The 14,713-nt window shown below is 68.6% G+C and carries 13 protein-coding genes and 2 tRNA genes; 9 read left to right on the plus strand and 6 right to left on the minus strand.

Annotation, left to right across the window (positions count from 1 at the left end):
- Positions 1 to 191: 191 nt before the first annotated feature.
- Both EFA46_RS04840 and EFA46_RS04845 read right to left on the minus strand, forming a co-directional pair.
- The gene (locus EFA46_RS04840) at positions 192 to 2,006 is read right to left on the minus strand and encodes a ribosome biogenesis/translation initiation ATPase RLI (protein ID WP_123074375.1); all 1,815 of its coding nucleotides are present in this window, start codon (positions 2,004 to 2,006) and stop codon (positions 192 to 194) included.
- A 2-nt stretch (positions 2,007 to 2,008) separates the two neighbouring features.
- Positions 2,009 to 2,299, minus strand: a complete 291-nt coding sequence (locus tag EFA46_RS04845; RefSeq protein ID WP_176969837.1) for a hypothetical protein — start codon at positions 2,297 to 2,299, stop codon at positions 2,009 to 2,011.
- Positions 2,300 to 2,424: 125 nt separating this feature from the next.
- Here EFA46_RS04845 and EFA46_RS04850 point away from each other — a divergent pair, with 125 nt between their 5' ends.
- A complete protein-coding gene (locus EFA46_RS04850) occupies positions 2,425 to 2,700 on the plus strand; it encodes an ArsR family transcriptional regulator (RefSeq protein WP_123074373.1) in 276 nt (91 codons plus the stop codon).
- An 88-nt stretch (positions 2,701 to 2,788) separates the two neighbouring features.
- Here the strand turns inward: EFA46_RS04850 and EFA46_RS04855 are convergent, their stop codons facing one another.
- Positions 2,789 to 4,675 (minus strand): PINc/VapC family ATPase, encoded by a 1,887-nt coding sequence (locus EFA46_RS04855; RefSeq protein WP_123074372.1) that lies wholly within the window; start codon positions 4,673 to 4,675, stop codon positions 2,789 to 2,791.
- A 154-nt stretch (positions 4,676 to 4,829) separates the two neighbouring features.
- Here EFA46_RS04855 and EFA46_RS04860 point away from each other — a divergent pair, with 154 nt between their 5' ends.
- The 3 genes from EFA46_RS04860 to EFA46_RS04870 all read left to right on the plus strand — a co-directional run bounded on the left by EFA46_RS04860 (position 4,830) and on the right by EFA46_RS04870 (position 7,885).
- Positions 4,830 to 6,020: a M20 family metallopeptidase gene (locus tag EFA46_RS04860; RefSeq protein WP_123074371.1), complete on the plus strand. Its 1,191-nt coding sequence runs from the start codon at positions 4,830 to 4,832 to the stop codon at positions 6,018 to 6,020.
- A gap of 73 nt (positions 6,021 to 6,093) precedes the next feature.
- On the plus strand, positions 6,094 to 7,605 hold the full coding sequence (locus tag EFA46_RS04865; protein ID WP_123074370.1) for a carboxypeptidase M32: 1,512 nt from the start codon (positions 6,094 to 6,096) through the stop codon (positions 7,603 to 7,605).
- A 109-nt stretch (positions 7,606 to 7,714) separates the two neighbouring features.
- Positions 7,715 to 7,885 carry an HVO_0416 family zinc finger protein gene (locus EFA46_RS04870; RefSeq protein ID WP_176969838.1) on the plus strand — a complete coding sequence of 57 codons (171 nt, stop codon included), beginning with the start codon at positions 7,715 to 7,717 and terminating at the stop codon, positions 7,883 to 7,885.
- A gap of 53 nt (positions 7,886 to 7,938) precedes the next feature.
- On the opposite strand, the gene EFA46_RS04875 is transcribed toward EFA46_RS04870, so the two are convergent.
- Positions 7,939 to 9,864, minus strand: a complete 1,926-nt coding sequence (locus EFA46_RS04875) for an ABC transporter ATP-binding protein (protein ID WP_123074369.1) — start codon at positions 9,862 to 9,864, stop codon at positions 7,939 to 7,941.
- Between the two features lie 42 nt (positions 9,865 to 9,906).
- Positions 9,907 to 10,410 (minus strand): DUF192 domain-containing protein, encoded by a 504-nt coding sequence (locus EFA46_RS04880; protein WP_123074368.1) that lies wholly within the window; start codon positions 10,408 to 10,410, stop codon positions 9,907 to 9,909.
- 82 nt (positions 10,411 to 10,492) lie between these two features.
- Between EFA46_RS04880 and EFA46_RS04885 the strand changes: the two genes are divergently transcribed.
- The 4 genes from EFA46_RS04885 to EFA46_RS04895 all read left to right on the plus strand — a co-directional run bounded on the left by EFA46_RS04885 (position 10,493) and on the right by EFA46_RS04895 (position 11,719).
- Positions 10,493 to 10,565: transfer RNA gene (locus tag EFA46_RS04885), tRNA-Val, on the plus strand.
- Between the two features lie 257 nt (positions 10,566 to 10,822).
- Positions 10,823 to 10,896: transfer RNA gene (locus EFA46_RS04890), tRNA-Phe, on the plus strand.
- Positions 10,897 to 11,148: 252 nt separating this feature from the next.
- Positions 11,149 to 11,274, plus strand: coding sequence for a hypothetical protein (locus tag EFA46_RS16155; protein ID WP_255494092.1), 126 nt, complete (start codon positions 11,149 to 11,151; stop codon positions 11,272 to 11,274).
- A 250-nt stretch (positions 11,275 to 11,524) separates the two neighbouring features.
- On the plus strand, positions 11,525 to 11,719 hold the full coding sequence (locus EFA46_RS04895; protein WP_021780643.1) for a cold-shock protein: 195 nt from the start codon (positions 11,525 to 11,527) through the stop codon (positions 11,717 to 11,719).
- 232 nt (positions 11,720 to 11,951) lie between these two features.
- Here the strand turns inward: EFA46_RS04895 and EFA46_RS04900 are convergent, their stop codons facing one another.
- A complete protein-coding gene (locus EFA46_RS04900) occupies positions 11,952 to 13,802 on the minus strand; it encodes a helicase HerA domain-containing protein (RefSeq protein WP_123074367.1) in 1,851 nt (616 codons plus the stop codon).
- Positions 13,803 to 14,168: 366 nt separating this feature from the next.
- Between EFA46_RS04900 and EFA46_RS04905 the strand changes: the two genes are divergently transcribed.
- On the plus strand, positions 14,169 to 14,705 hold the full coding sequence (locus EFA46_RS04905; protein ID WP_123074366.1) for a 50S ribosomal protein L16: 537 nt from the start codon (positions 14,169 to 14,171) through the stop codon (positions 14,703 to 14,705).
- Positions 14,706 to 14,713: the final 8 nt, after the last annotated feature.

Here is a 14,713-nt window from a genome sequence, read left to right on the forward strand (position 1 = left end):
GACCGGGAGCCGACGCGGCGTCGTTTCGGGTGGAACGCCTACTGCGTGTAGTAGTACTCGCCGTCGCGCTCCCGTTCCATCTTTTTCCGCGTCGGGTTCGCACCGTGCGAACCGCTCCGCGCAAAAACATGGGTGAAAAAGACCGGCGAGCGCCGAACGCTCGCCGGTGGGTGTCAGCGAGCCCCGGCCCGCTACTGCGTGTAGTAGTACTCGCCGTCGCGCTTCTGCTGTTTGTCCTTCTGACTCCCGGGCTTGTTGATGCGCGGGCGGCCGATGTTCTCGTCGCGGCGGAACGTGATGTCGAGGTTCGCGAGGAACTCGTTCATCCCCTCGCGCATCCCCTTCGGCGTGCTCGCGTAGCCGTTCGCGGCGGGTTCGCCGTCGAAGACGAGCAGGCGGTCGGAGAGGAGGTCGATGGTGTAGATGTCGTGGTCGATGACCATGACGCTCGTCTCGTGGTTCTCCGCGTAGCGCCGGATGGCGCGCGCCGCGAGGACGCGCTGCTCGACGTCGAGGTGCGCGCTCGGCTCGTCCAGCAGGTAGAGGTCGGCGTCGCGCGAGAGCGTCGCGGCGATGGCGACGCGCTGGCGCTCCCCGCCGGAGAGGTCCGTGAGGTTCTGCTCCATGATGCGCCCGAGCTGGAGGGGGTTGGCGATCTCCGTCTCCCAGTAGGAAGAGCCGAAGTCGTCCGTGATCGAGGAGAGGAAGGCGTCGACGCGCATGTGCTGGTCGACCTCGACGTACTGGGGCTTGTACGCGATGTCGAGGTCGAGGTCGAGGTCGCCCTCGTCGGGTTCGAGCTTGCCCGCGAGGAGCTTCGCGAACGTGGACTTCCCGATGCCGTTCGGGCCGAGGATGCCGAGCACCTCGTTGCGGTTGATGACGCCGCCCTCGACGTCGAGCGTGAACTCGCCGTCGCCGTAGGACTTCGACATGTCCGGGTACTCGACGAGCGCCTCGGAGCGCGAGGTGACGCGCGGCGCGTGCTCCTCGAACTCGATGCTCTCCGGGCGGATGCGCATGTTCTCGTTGTCGAGGTAGCCACGGAGGTACTCGTTGATGCCGTTGCGCGTCGACTTCGGGGTCGTGATGACGCCGTACGCTGAGGGCTCACCGTAGGCGACGTGGATGCTGTCCGCGAGCAGGTCGAGGACGGCGAGGTCGTGCTCGACGACGAGCATCGCGCGGTCGTCGTCCTCCGCGAGCTCGCGCACGAGGCGCGCGGCGGTGACGCGCTGGTCGATGTCGAGGTAGGGCGTGAGCTCGTCGAGGAAGTAGAAGTCGGCGTCGCGCGCGAGCGTCGCGGCGAGCGCGACGCGCTGGAGCTCGCCCCCGGAGAGCGTGTCGATGTCGCTGTCGAGGACGGGCTCGATGGAGAGGCGCTCGGCGAGCTCCTCGAGGACGCCGCGTTCGTCCGCCGACGCGAGGAGTTCGCGGGTCTTCCCGTCGAAGCTCTTCGGGATCTGGTCGACGTACTGGGGCTTGCGCGCGACGTCGATGTCGCCGTCGCGGACGCCCTTCAGGAACGGCTGGAGCTCGGTGCCGCGGAACTCGTCGATGACGGCGTCCCACTCGGGGGGCTCGGCGAAGTTCCCGAGGTTCGGCGTTATCTCGCCGCCGAGCGCCTTGATCGCCGTGGACTTCCCGATGCCGTTCGGGCCGAGGATGCCGGTCACCTTCCCCTTCTCGGGGATGGGGAGCCCGTAGAGCGCGAAGGAGTTCTCCCCGTAGCGGTGGGTCGGCTCGTCGCCGAGCTCCTGGGGGAGGTTGATGATCTCGATGGCGTCGAAGGGGCACTTCTCGACGCAGATGCCGCAGGTCTCGCCGAGGCAGATCTCCTCGGAGATCTGGATCTGGTCGGGGCCGCCGACGTCGGCGTCCTCGCCGCGCTGCGTGATGCACTCCTTGCCCGTGCGGTTGGGCGGGCAGAAGTTCGCGCACTCGTAGTTACAGCGGTCGGGTTGACACCGGTCGAGGTCGACGACCGCGATGCTGTCGTCGGCCATGATTACGCGGTGGAGAGGAGGATGCCCCAGCTGACGAACCAGAGGCAGAAGGTCATGAAGGCGGTGTAGAGGTGGTCCTTCGTGGAGAATCCCTCGACGTCGACCCCGAAGAGGCGGACGGCCCCGAGGTTGAGGGCGAGCGCCGCGAGCAGGGGCACGACCCCGACCTGATCGGTCGCCCCGGCCGCGACGACGTTCGAGACGACGCCGGCCGCGACGCCGCTCAGGCACGCCACCGTCGTCACGGTGACGCCACGGCGGTGTGCGGCCTGCTTGTCCAGTGTCTCGGTCATACCACTCATTCCTCGGGCGAGGTGCAAAAGGGGTTCGCTTGGCCACTCGCACGCACCGACCGGTGAGACGCCCGCGAATCGCCGCTGAAACGTCCCCGTACATTTATAGTTATGTAGCGTTTCGGATGGAAGCGATGGGTAGCGATACGCTAGAAGACCTCCCTCCGAGCGCGAAACTCGTCTACAAGGTACTCGAGTACGACGGCCCGAAGACGCAGAAAGGAATCGTCGAGGAGTCCATGCTCTCCGCGCGTACCGTCCGGTACGCCCTCGACCGCCTCAAGGACCGCGACGCCGTCCGCGAGGACATCTACTTCGCGGACGCCCGCCAGAGCCTCTACAAACTCACGTGTCCGGACTGCGAGCCGGAGGCGAAGAACGAGAACGAAGCAACTCCCTGAACGCCCCTCCCTCTCGACGCTCGACCACCGATAGCGACGCCTCCGAACGCCCACTCGCTACCCGCTCGCCGCCCCGTCTCGAGCCGATTTACTCCTGAACGACCGTGATGAGGAGCTCGCGGTCGATGGCGCGCTCTAGCTCCTCGGCGATTGCCGACCCCCGCGAGATCTGGATGTCGCCGCCGCGACTCACCGTCGCCGTACAGAGGTACTCGCCGTCCGCGCGGACCTCGACGGTCTCGCCGGGGCTCGCGCGCTCGACGGGGATGATGATGTGCTGGCCGGTGATCTCCGGCGTCACGACCTCGCCGTCGCTCTCGCCCGCCGTCGCGCCCGCAGTCGCGGCGTCCGCTCCGCCAGACTCACCCTGCTCGGGCGCGCTCGCGTGGTCGGGGCGGTCCTCGAAGGTACGAACGTCGATGGTGAGGCCGAGGCGGTTCTCGATGTCCTGGATGCGTCCGCCGCCCTTCCCGATGACGTGGCTGATGTCGTCCTCGGTGACGTAAACGACCGCCTGGTTGCCGCCGCGCAGCTCGACCTCCACGGGGCCACGGGTCGCCGAGCGGACCTCGCGCTCGATCTCGTTCTTCGCGAGCTTGTCGACGCCGGACTCGCTGGGGCCGCTCTCGCCGTCGAGGGGGACGGTGACGACCTGTCGGTTGAACGTGTATATCTCGTAGGCCGGGGTCTTCGTCTCGAAGTCCCGCACTTGGATGACGGGCCGCGCGAGGTCCTCCTCCATGAGGCCCTCGGGCACTTTCACCTCCGTGGTGACGTCGTAGACGGTGTCGACGTCGCCGTCCTCGATGTACACGACGGTGTCGACGATCTGCGGGATCATGCCGAGCTCGACGCGGCCCACCAGTCGCTGGAGGGCGTCGATGGGGCGCGTCGCGTGGACGACGCCGACCATGCCGACGCCGGCGAGACGCATGTCGCTGAAGACCTCGAAGTCGTCGGTCTTGCGGACCTCGTCGTAGATGGTGTAGTCCGGGCGCACCATCAGGAGGGAGTCGGCGGTCTTCTCCATCGACCCGCCGAGCTCGGTGTACTGCGTGACCTCCTTGCCGACCTGGAGGTCGCGGGGCTTCTCCATCGTCTTCACGACGTAGCCGTTCTCGTCGAGGAACTCGGCGACGGCCTGCGCGAACGTCGACTTCCCCGCGCCCGGCGCGCCCGCGATGAGGACGCCCCGGTCGCGCTCGAGGAGGCGCTCCTTCAGGTCCTCCTCGTGCTCGTAGTCCGCCATCGTCGTCTTCGCGATGGGGCGCACGGCCGTGATTTCGATGCCGTCCGAGAACGGCGGCATCGCGATTGCGATCCGCATGTCGCGCACCTGCGCGATGGTCATCCCCTCCTCGGAGAGCTCGATGAAGGCGTCGTCGCTTCGCTTCGCGGTGTCGCGGATCTCCGTCGCGTACTCCTTCAGCGTCTCCGAGTCGAGCTCGGTCTCGCCGATGGGCTGGTAGGTGATGTTCCCGATGTCGCCGCGCTTGGCCATCGGGACGACGCCGTCCTTCAGGTGGACGCTCATCGTCGCGTCGTCGAAGTAGTCCTCGATGGCGAGCGCCTCGACCTCGCGGGCCTCCGGTTCGAGGTACTCGACGTCGATACCCTTCGCCTTCGCCACTTCGGCCTGCACGATGTCGGACGTGATGAACGTCGCGTCGTACTCGACGGCGATGTCGCGGATCTTCGCGTCGATGGCGCCGGCGGCGGCGCGCTGGATCTCCGTCTCGCTCGCGCGCTCGCCGACGTACTCGACGTCGATCTCGCCGCTGTCCGCGAGGTCGGCCAACCGCTGGAGCTCCGAGAGGCCGTCCCAGCCGATCTCGCGGCCCTTGTTCGCCTGGGCCTCGATCTCGCCGACGACGGCCTCGGGCACGTAGACGGTGGCCCCGGCGTACTCGCCGCTCTCCACGCGTCGGGAGATGCGGCCGTCGATGACCACGCTCGTGTCCGGGACGATTTTCATGCCCACGCCTATTCGCCGATGCCGGATAAGCGTGTTCAAGAACCCGCCGGTCGGCCGCGATTCCGGCCGCCTCGCCGGGGATGCGCCCGGAACGCCGCCCTCGCTCGTCACCCCCGCCGACCGAACTTTGCCCCTCGCGCGCCATCCCGCTCGTATGGACGAACTCGAGTCGCTGACGCGCGACCTCGTGGCGATTCCGTCCCACGACGACGAGACGGCGGTCGGCGACCGAATCGAGGGATGGCTCCGCGAGCACACCGACGCGCGGGTCGTCCGGGACGACGCGCCCGGCGGCGGCAACGTCATCGCTCGGAGGACGATTGGCCCAGAGTCGCCGTCCGGAAACGCGTCTCCCGCCGACGAACGTGACGATGGGGCGCCCGCGTCACTCGCGCTCGTCGGCCACCACGACGTCGTCGCGCCCGCCGACGACCAACTCGCCGACGACGGCGAGTCGTACGTCGTCTCCGAGTCGGACGGCCGGCTCCACGGGCGCGGGACGGCGGACATGACGGGCGCGCTCGCCGCGATGCTCCTCGCCTTCCGCGACGTCGACGAGCGCCGTGGCTCCGGTGGGAGCCGGAACCCCGCGAACTCCGGGGAGGCCGCCGGCGAGCTCGTCTTCGCGTCGTTCACCGGCGAGGAGGCGGGCGGGGTCGGCGCGCGCCACGCCATCGACGCCGGATTCGCGCCCGACTACGCGGTCGTCGGCGAGGGCTCGACGGGCTACTCCGCGCCCGGCACCGTGGACGTCGCCGTCGCGCACAAGGGCCGACGCGGGAGCAGGCTGGACGTCGCCGGGACGGCCGCGCACGCGAGCGAGCCCGAGAGCGGCGAGAACGCGGTCTATCGGGCGTGCGACGCCGTGGACGTCGTCCGCGAGCTGTCGGCGCCCGAGACGGAGGTGCTCGGGCACGCGCTCGCGGGGAGCCTCGCCGTCACCGGCATCGACGGCGGGAGCGCGTGGAACGTCGTCCCGGACGCCTGCGAGGTGACGGTCGACGAGCGCACCGTCTCGGGCGAGCGCGCGCCGCTCGCACGCGCGGCGGACCTCCCCGGCGTCGAGTGGGTCGTCGAGCAGGACCTCCCGCCGATGGCGTGCGACGACGCGGCGTACGCGGACGCCGTCGAGGCGTCTCTCGGGGACGTACAGGAGGCGGCCCCCGAGCAGGTGGTGAAGCCACACGCGACCGATGCCGGGTGGCTCGCGGACGCTGGGACCACCTGCGTCGTCGTCGGCCCCGCCGAACCCGGCGAGGCACACACCGACGCGGAGAGCGTCTCGCTCGACGCCCTCCGCACCTGTCGGGACGCCTACCGCGACGTCGCGGAGACGTGGCTCTGAGCGGACGCGTGTCGTGGGTCGTCGGGTGCCGCGACGGATGGCTTCTTGTGGCCGCGCCGCCGTCCCTTCGGGTATGGCGGACCACCGCGACGACGCCCCCGACGCGTATCTCGAACTGCTCGACCAGTACGAACGCCTCACCGCGCTCGGCGGCGCGCAGGGCGTGCTCTCGTGGGACCAGCAGGTGATGATGCCCGAGGGCGGGAACCCCGCGCGCTCGAAGCAGCTCTCCGTGCTCTCCGGGTTGAATCACGACCTCATGACGGACGACGTCGTCGCCGACGCGCTCGACGACCTCGAATCGGCCGACTGCACGGACGAGCAGGCCGCCGTCGTGCGCGAGGTCGAGCGCCAGCACGTCCGGGCCGAGCGCGTCCCGCGCGACCTCGTCGAGGAGATCTCCCAGACGTCCAGCGAGGCCCTCCAGGCGTGGGAGGAGGCCCGCGAGAACGACGACTTCGAGACGTTCGCGCCCTATCTCGAGGAGCTGGTCGAGCTCAAACGCGAGTACGCCGAGCACATCGACCCCGACCGGGACCCCTACGCGGTGCTCTTCGAGGAGTACGAGCCGTACATCGACCTCGAGACTGCCGAGCGCGTCCTCGGGCGCCTGCGCGAGGAACTCGTCCCGCTCGTCGAGGAGATTCAGGCCTCGGACGCCGACCTCGCCGCGCCCTTCGAGGGCGAGACGTTCGACGCCGACGCACAGGAGGCGTTCTCGCGCGACGTCCTCGACGCGCTGGGCTACGACTGGGAGCGCGGCCGCCTCGACACCTCGACGCACCCGTTCACCGCCGGGAACCAGTTCGACACGCGCATCACGACGCGCTTCAGCGAGGACGAGCCGCTCGACTCGATGATGAGCACCGTCCACGAGTTCGGCCACGCCCAGTACAACCTCGGCCTCCCGCGCGAGGAGTACGGGACGCCGCTCGGCGAGGCCCGCGACCTCACCGTCCACGAGTCCCAGTCGCGCCTCTGGGAGAACCACGTCGGGCGCTCGACGGCGTTCTGGGAGCGCTTCGCACCGACGCTCCGCGAGCAGTTCCCGGCGCTCGCGGACGCCACGGCCGAGGACCTCTACGAGGCCGCGAACCAGGTCTACCCGGACAACCTGATCCGCGTCGAGGCGGACGAACTCACCTACCACATGCACATCGTCCTCCGCTTCGAGATCGAGCGCGACCTCGTCTCCGGCGACCTCGACGTCGCGGACGTCCCCGAGGTCTGGAACGAGAAGATGGACGAGTACCTCGGCGTCCGCCCCGACACCGACAGTGAGGGCTGTCTGCAGGACATCCACTGGAGCCACGGCAACTTCGGCTACTTCCCGACGTACTCGCTCGGGAGCGTCCTCGCTGCACAGCTCTACGCGCACGCGGCGGCCGACATCGACGACCTCGACGCGAAGGTCGCCGCCGGCGAGTTCGACGCCCTGCGCGAGTGGCTCGGCGAGCGCGTCCACCGACACGGCTGCCGGTACACGACGCCCGAGCTCGTCGAGGAGGCCACGGGCGAGTCGTACACGGCCGACTACTTCCTCGACTACGCGAAATCGAAGTTCGGGGAGCTCTACGACCTCTGAGGCCACAGTCTACCTCCTCCTGCCGTTCGTTCCGTCTTCTCGCGGGCCGTCTCACGACGTGGGAGCCTCCACAAAGGTTATTACCATGGTGTGGTATAGCACACCGTGTATGTCGAGTGCACAGCGGGATACCGACTCGGTCTTGGATTCGTTCCTCGAGAGCAACGGCCACGACGTCGAGGGCTGGGACCGAAGCTATAGCAAGAAGCAGTGTCCCGACTGCGGGGGCATCCACGACACGGACGCCCGCGAGTGCACCGTCTGCGGCTGGTCGCCCTGAGCGCACCCCCCGTTTTCGCCGTCGATAACCGACATCGAGCGTGAGCGACCGCGTCAGTCGTCGGTCGCGTCCGCGTCGTCCACAGTCGCCGCGCGCCGGCTCGCGCGCTCCACGAACTCGTCCGGGAGCTCGTCGATCTCGCCGGCCTGCACGCCCCAGAGGTTCGCGTAGAGGCCGTCCTCGGCGAGCAAGTCCTCGTGCGTGCCGCGCTCGACCACCCGCCCGTCCTCGAGGACGAGGATGGTGTCCGCGTCCTTGATCGTCGAGAGGCGGTGCGCGATGGCGAACGTCGTCCGATCCTCGGTCAACTCGTCGAGCGAGCGCTGAATGAGCATCTCCGTCTCCGTGTCCACGTCCGAGGTGGCCTCGTCCAGCACCATGATCTCGGGGTCCTTCAGCACCGCACGCGCGATGTCGATGCGCTGGCGCTGGCCGCCCGAGAGCTTCACCCCGCGCTCGCCCACCATCGTCTCGTAGCCGTCCGGGAGGTTCTGGATGAACTCGTGAGCCTCGGCGGCCTTCGCGGCCGCGACGACGTCCTCGTGGTCGGCGTCGAACGTCCCGTACCGGATGTTCTCCGCGACCGTCCCGTAGAAGAGGAACGTGTCCTGCGAGACGTAGCCGATGGCCTGCCGGAGGCTCGGGAGCGTCACCCCCGCGATGTCCCGGCCGTCGATCCGTATCTCGCCCGAATTCGGGTCGTACATCCGCAGGAGGAGCTTGAGCACCGTCGACTTCCCCGCGCCCGTCGGCCCGACGAGCGCGAGCGTCTCCCCGCCCGCGACGTCGAAGGAGACGTCCTCGATTATCGTCTCGCCCGCGTCGTAGCCGAACGTCACGTCGTCGTAGACCACCTCGCCGTCGTCGACGTCGAGCTCGGTGGCGTTCGGGTCCTGCGCGATGCGCGACGGCTGGTCCATCAGGCCGAAGACGCGCTCGCTCGACGCGCGAGCGCGCTGGTACATGTTGATTATCTGCCCGAACTGCGCCATCGGCCAGATGAACTGCTGGCTCAACTGGATGAAGACGACGAAGCCACCGATGGTGAGCGCGCCGCCCACGCCGAACGGCGCGCCCACCGCCACCCAGTACGCGCCGACGAGGAACGTCAGCACGAAGCCGAGGCCCGCGATGACGCGCAGCGCCGGGAAGAACTTGATGCGGACCGTGATCGCCCCCCAGTTCGCGTCGAAGTAGCTCCGCGAGACGTCCTCGACGCGCTCGTCCTCGAACTCCTCCGTGTTCGACGTCTTGATGACCTGGATGCCGCCGAGGTTGTTCTCGAGGCGCGAGTTCAGCTTCCCGACCGACGTCCGCACGTCCGCGTACTTCGGCTGGATGGTCTTGATGAACCAGTACGTGAAGAGCGCGATGACGGGCACCGGGAGCATCGTCAACAGCGCGAGCCGCCAGTTGTAGCTGACGAGGACGACCGCGACGCCGACCACCATCACCGCGAGACGCAGCGCCGAGTTCAGTCCGTCGTTCAGAAAGCGCTCTAATCTGTTTACGTCGTTCGAGAGGACGGACATCATCTCGCCCGTCTGCTTCTCCGCGAAGAACTCCATGTTCAGCCGCTGCATCTTCTCGTAGGTGTCCGTGCGCACCGCGTGCTGGACGTGCTGGCTGAAGGAGTTCCACCCCCAGTTGCGCAGCCAGTGGAAGCCCGCGCCCAGCACGAACGACCCCGCGACGATGCCGGCCGCGACGAGCACCTGCTCGCTCGTCGTCCATCCGCCCCGGATCGACACCGGGAGGAAGCCGAGGAACGCCCCGTTGTTCCGGAGGACGGTGTCGATGGCGTAGCCGAGCATCACCGGCGGAACCAGATCGAGGAGGCGCGCGAACACGGAGGCGACGACGCCGACGACGAACTGCGGCAGGTAGTCGCGTCCGTACTCCGTGAAGAGACGGTACATCGCGTTCCCGGACTCCTCGCGGACGTCCTCGAACGGGTCACCGTCGGTCTCGAAACTCATTCCCCGAGAGGGACGGTCCTGTCGCGCAAAAGCGTTGGCCCGTCACCCCTCGCTCTCCGCTTTCGCCGCCGCGCCGTACGCGACCGTGACGCGGTCGCCCGCCGCGACGCCGTGGCGCGTCGTCCACCCCTCGGGCACCTCCAGCACCCACTTCGCGCGCCCCGTGTAGCCGCGATAGGGCGGGTCCTCGGGCTCCGCGTGGTAGATTCGGGTGATGCGGCCGTCCGCGCCGACGAACACCATGTCTATCGGGAAGTTCATCTCCCGCATCACGTACGTCCGCTCGGCCGCGCCCGCGTAGACGAACAGCACCCCCGAGCCGTTCGCGAGCGACGCCGTCCCCGAGAGCCCGCGATAGCGCTCGGCCTCCGAGTCCGCGACCGTCGCGTTCACGACGCCGAGGACCGTGCCGTTCGCGTCCGCAACCGTCACCGTCGCGCGCTCGTGGCCGCTCACCCCGAAGAGGGAGTACGCGACGACGCCGACGACCAGCACCGCGACGACGAGCGCGAGCGCCGCCGTCACTCGTCGCGTGCGCGCGTCCATACCCCGGAACAGTCGCGGACGCCGCCTAAGCCTTCCGTCGAAAGGAAACCGTTTTGCCGCGCGTCCGCCACTCTCCACGTGCGGGTCCGTGGTCTAGTGGTTATGACGTCTCCCTTACAAGGAGAAGGCCGGTGGTTCAAATCCGCCCGGACCCATCCTGCGACGAACGGATGAGAGGAGCAGATGGGCCGCGGATTCTGAATCAGGGAGCGGCTTCGCCGCGACCGTGGTTCAAATCCACCCGGACCCACTGCTTCTGTCGAACGGAGTGAGACGGAACCGTGTGGACGGCCGGATTCGGAATCAGCGAGGCGAGCGGCGCGAAACGACGGCCGCCCACCGTCGCCGGACTCGGGTGCGCCCGCGCGTTTCGTAACCCTTTTTTCCGCGCTCCACTTCGAGTAGCGTGCACGCCGCCTTAGCTCAGACTGGGAGAGCACTCGACTGAAGATCGAGCTGTCCCCGGTTCAAATCCGGGAGGCGGCACTTCTGTAGTTCTAGCCGACGAGCGCAGCGAGGAGCGTTCGAAGTCAGAAGTACTCGTGCGGATTTGAACCAGACGAGTCGCAGCGTCGAGCGAAGCGAGACGACCGTCTCGGCGAGGTTCACTAATCCGGGAGGCGGCATTTTCCCGCGATACCCTTCGCGAGTGACGACGCCGTCGGCGACTGTCCCGGTGTCCGGCCACGCGAACCCGCCACCAGCTATACCCGCTCGACTCGCGTTCCCCGGAACACGATGCGCACGTCATCGCTCGCGTTGGCGTTCGGTGCTGTACTGTTCGTGCTCCCGATTCCCGGGACGTTCGTCACCGGCGCGCTGGTGCTCGCCGCCGGCGTCGTCGCGCGCGTTCTCGACTACTGAGTCTGCGTGGCCTCGGACCGGCGAGACGCGAGAGCCGCCCGACAGCTCCCGCTCGCCGAAGTCCCGCCGTCGCGCGTCGACACCGCCGCGACGGCGCGAACCCGGTCCCTGGCACAGCCGCCCGTGGGAGCCACCGGTTCGTGGACTCGCCGGGCCGAGCCGGTCGTCGTCCACCCGGGCCGTCCCGAGCCGCCCGACCGGAGCGTCACACACAAAGGTTATCCGTGTGGAGCCATTCCGTTTAGAGGCAATGGCGAAAGGCGTAGTTGATTTCTTCAACGACACTGGCGGCTACGGATTCATCGAGACTGACGACGCGGACGAGGACGTCTTCTTCCACATGGAAGACGTCGGCGGCCCCGACCTCGAAGAGGGTCAGGAGGTCGAGTTCGACATCGAGGAGGCCGAGAAGGGCCCCCGCGCGACGAACCTCACCCGCCTGTAATCGTTGAAGGAGTGCCGCCCCAGGGCGGCATCGCGGTAACGGTTTCCGACTCCCGGAAGCGCTGACGGTTGCGGTGTGAGCGAATCCGGTCACTTATCCACATTCGGAGCGGTGCGGTTCTCCCGGTCGCTCCGCCGCATTTTTCGAGGCACACGACGCCACGAGTCGTGACGCTCGCGCTCGATGCGTCCGGGTCGTCCGTCTCCCGCGACGCCGTCTCACCCCGGTGTCGCTAGTCGACGCGCCACTGCTCGCCGAGTTCGCCGAGTTCGGCGCGGTCGTCTGCGTCCGTGTCGGCGAGCTCGCGGAGCGACGGCTCGTGGAATGCGTAGCGTCGCTCGCGGTCCCGGACGACGAGGTCGCGCCCACGAAGTTCGACGAGCAGGCTGTGAACCGCGTCCACGGTCGCGTCCGCCTCCTCGGCGAGCGCGTGCGCCGTCCGCGGCCCCTCTGCGAGCGCGCCGTAGACCGTGTCCGCGACGCGCTCGTTACACCGCGACCCCCGCCGCGCGGCGTCGAGGCGCACGCGGACGGCGGTCGCGTCGAGCAGCGACCCCGGGCCGCCGGCGTCGGCTCCGGCCGTCGCATCGCCGTCCCGTGTAGCCGGGGGGTCTCGCGCCCCGCTCTCGCGCCCGCTTCGCTCGCGCTCGGCGGAGCGCTGGAGACGGTCGAGCACGTCCGTGATCGACTCCTCCGGTTCGAGCGCCTCGTACTCGGTGTCGCCGTCGTCGGACGATTCGTCGCCGTCGGACGGCTCGTCGTCGCCGCCCGCACCGAGCGCCGCGAGTTGCGCCTCGAAGCTATCCGGGGCGTCCGCCGTCTCCCCCTCGGTCCTGTCGCCGTCGTCCGCAGCGGCACGCTCGGCCGCGCCTTCGCTCCCCGTTCTGCCGTCGCCGTTCGCGGAGTCGGCCGCCGAGCGCGCGGCCTCCGCGTCCGCGAGTCGCGCTTCGAGCTCGTCGATGCGCTCGCGTAACGCCGCGACGTCGCCCTGCACGTCCCGGTCTCCCGTCTCCTCCGCGTCCGCGAGCGTCGCCTGCGCCGCGTCGGCGTCGCCGTGTGCGACGGCGTTTGCGAGCTTGCGCGCGGCCGCCGAGACGTCTCGCGCCCGCTCGAGTTCGTCCTCGAGTTCGGCGATGCGCGCCTCGCGGTTCTCCAGCTTCCGCTCGAGGTCGGCGATTCGGTCCTGCCGTTGCTCCTCCGCGCTCGTGATGTCCGAGAGGTCCTCGACGAGCGTGTCGCTCACGGACTTGAGCTCTGGGCGCTCGAAGTCGTCGAGGCCCGGCGTCGCGCCCGCGTCGAACGTTCGCTTGCGCTTGAACTGGACGCGCTCGACGGCGTCGTCCGTCCAGTCCGCCTGCACGAACGCCTCGCCGGCGTCGAGTTCGGACACCGCCGCCTCGTACTCGCTCCCGACGATGCGCCCGACGACCTTCGTGTCGTTCTCCCACGTCAGCCGATGCCAGACGAGCCAGTTCGCCTGCGTGATGAAGTCCTTCTTGACGTCCGCCGGGCGCTGGCTGATGCCGACGACGCCGAGGCCGTGTTTGCGCCCGCGCTTCCCGACCTTGATGAGCATTCGGCCGGTCTCGCCCATCCCCGCGCCCTCCGGGATGTACTCGTGGACCTCCTCGACGACGAGGAGGAAGGGCTTCTTCAGTTTCTTCTCCTTCGCGAAGAGGTGCTTCGCCGTCTCGAAGACGAGTTCGTCCGCCGCGTCCTCGTCGAGGAACCCCGAGACGTCGAGGATGACGGGGACGTTCTCGTCGAGGGCAATGGTCGCGAGTCGCTCGGCGTGCTCCGGGCTCACCTGGATGTCGCAGCCGTCGTCCGCGCCCGCGTGCAGGAGTTCGTACTCCTCCTTCAGGCCGTAGTACTCCCCGTCCGTGTCCACGACCAGCACGGGATACTGGCGCTCGAGGAGTTCCTCGATGACCACCGAGACGGAGTTGCTCTTCCCGCTTCCCGACTTCCCCGTGATGAACGCGCGGCCCGTCAACACTTCCTCCGTCGGTAGCTCGAGCGGCGCGCCGTCGTCGGTTTCGCCGACCGGGAGGACTCGCTCGTCGACGCCATCCTCGGACATTGGTTCTGCCGACACAACAGCACCGACCCGCAAGAGCGTTCCGTCAGACGCACCGCGCTCACGGCGGCGTCCGGACGCGATTCACCAATCGCTCGCGTGTCGCTCACTGCGTCCGCTCGCGCTCGCTGGTTCGCCGACCCCTCGCTAGCACTCGGCTCCGGCAGTGCGCACGCATCGCTCTCGTCGGTCGCCGTTCGCTCGTTCGGCGGAGGCTCGCTCGCGCTCGTCTCCGCTCGTGCTCACGCATCGCTCCCGCCGGTCGCTCCGCGTTCGCCTTTCCGTTCCCGACGCTTCGCTTTGCTCAGCGCCGTGAACGACCTTCGAAGGCTTTAACCGCACGCTAGCCGTCAGACTCGGGTAGTAACCATGGCCGACAATCCCGCCTCCATGTATCGGACTATCGACAAGCCGTCGTACACCCGACGGGAGTACATCACGGGTATCCCCGGCTCCAAGATCGCGCAGTTCAAGATGGGGGACCTCCAGTCCGACCCCGAGGACTACGCCGTCCAGATCAGCCTGAAGACCGAGGAGGAGTGCCAGCTCCGCCACGGCTCGCTCGAGGCCTCCCGCCTCTCCGCGAACCGCCACCTCATCAAGGAACTCGGCGAGGGCAACTACAAGATGATCCTCCGCAAGTTCCCCCACCAGGTCCTCCGCGAGAACAAGCAGGCGACCGGTGCGGGTGCGGACCGCGTTTCCGACGGGATGCGCCAGGCGTTCGGCGTTCCCGTGGGGACGGCGACGCGTATCTACCCGAACGAGCGCCTCTTCACCGCGTGGTGCGACGTCGACCAGGCCCCCGCCGTCAAGGAGGCCTTCCGCCGCGCTTACAACAAGATCACGCCGCCGTGCAAGATCGACGTCGAGCGCGGTCAGGACCTCCTCACGAAGATCGACTGACGGAGCAC

The organism is Halarchaeum sp. CBA1220 (assembly GCF_003721175.2).
GTDB lineage: Archaea > Halobacteriota > Halobacteria > Halobacteriales > Halobacteriaceae > Halarchaeum > Halarchaeum grantii.

What these genes read in the sequence shown, in the direction of transcription:
- EFA46_RS04840 (WP_123074375.1), bottom strand. Translation starts at nt 2,006, where the DNA reads ATGGCCGACGACAGCATCGCGGTCGTCGACCTCGACCGGTGTCAACCC.
- EFA46_RS04880 (WP_123074368.1), bottom strand. Translation starts at nt 10,410, where the DNA reads ATGGACGCGCGCACGCGACGAGTGACGGCGGCGCTCGCGCTCGTCGTC.
- EFA46_RS04905 (WP_123074366.1), top strand. Translation starts at nt 14,169, where the DNA reads ATGGCCGACAATCCCGCCTCCATGTATCGGACTATCGACAAGCCGTCG.
- EFA46_RS04855 (WP_123074372.1), bottom strand. Translation starts at nt 4,675, where the DNA reads ATGAAAATCGTCCCGGACACGAGCGTGGTCATCGACGGCCGCATCTCC.
- EFA46_RS04860 (WP_123074371.1), top strand. Translation starts at nt 4,830, where the DNA reads ATGGACGAACTCGAGTCGCTGACGCGCGACCTCGTGGCGATTCCGTCC.
- EFA46_RS04845 (WP_176969837.1), bottom strand. Translation starts at nt 2,299, where the DNA reads ATGACCGAGACACTGGACAAGCAGGCCGCACACCGCCGTGGCGTCACC.
- EFA46_RS04870 (WP_176969838.1), top strand. Translation starts at nt 7,715, where the DNA reads ATGTCGAGTGCACAGCGGGATACCGACTCGGTCTTGGATTCGTTCCTC.
- EFA46_RS04875 (WP_123074369.1), bottom strand. Translation starts at nt 9,864, where the DNA reads ATGAGTTTCGAGACCGACGGTGACCCGTTCGAGGACGTCCGCGAGGAG.
- EFA46_RS04865 (WP_123074370.1), top strand. Translation starts at nt 6,094, where the DNA reads ATGGCGGACCACCGCGACGACGCCCCCGACGCGTATCTCGAACTGCTC.
- EFA46_RS04850 (WP_123074373.1), top strand. Translation starts at nt 2,425, where the DNA reads ATGGAAGCGATGGGTAGCGATACGCTAGAAGACCTCCCTCCGAGCGCG.
- EFA46_RS04900 (WP_123074367.1), bottom strand. Translation starts at nt 13,802, where the DNA reads ATGTCCGAGGATGGCGTCGACGAGCGAGTCCTCCCGGTCGGCGAAACC.
- EFA46_RS04895 (WP_021780643.1), top strand. Translation starts at nt 11,525, where the DNA reads ATGGCGAAAGGCGTAGTTGATTTCTTCAACGACACTGGCGGCTACGGA.
- EFA46_RS16155 (WP_255494092.1), top strand. Translation starts at nt 11,149, where the DNA reads ATGCGCACGTCATCGCTCGCGTTGGCGTTCGGTGCTGTACTGTTCGTG.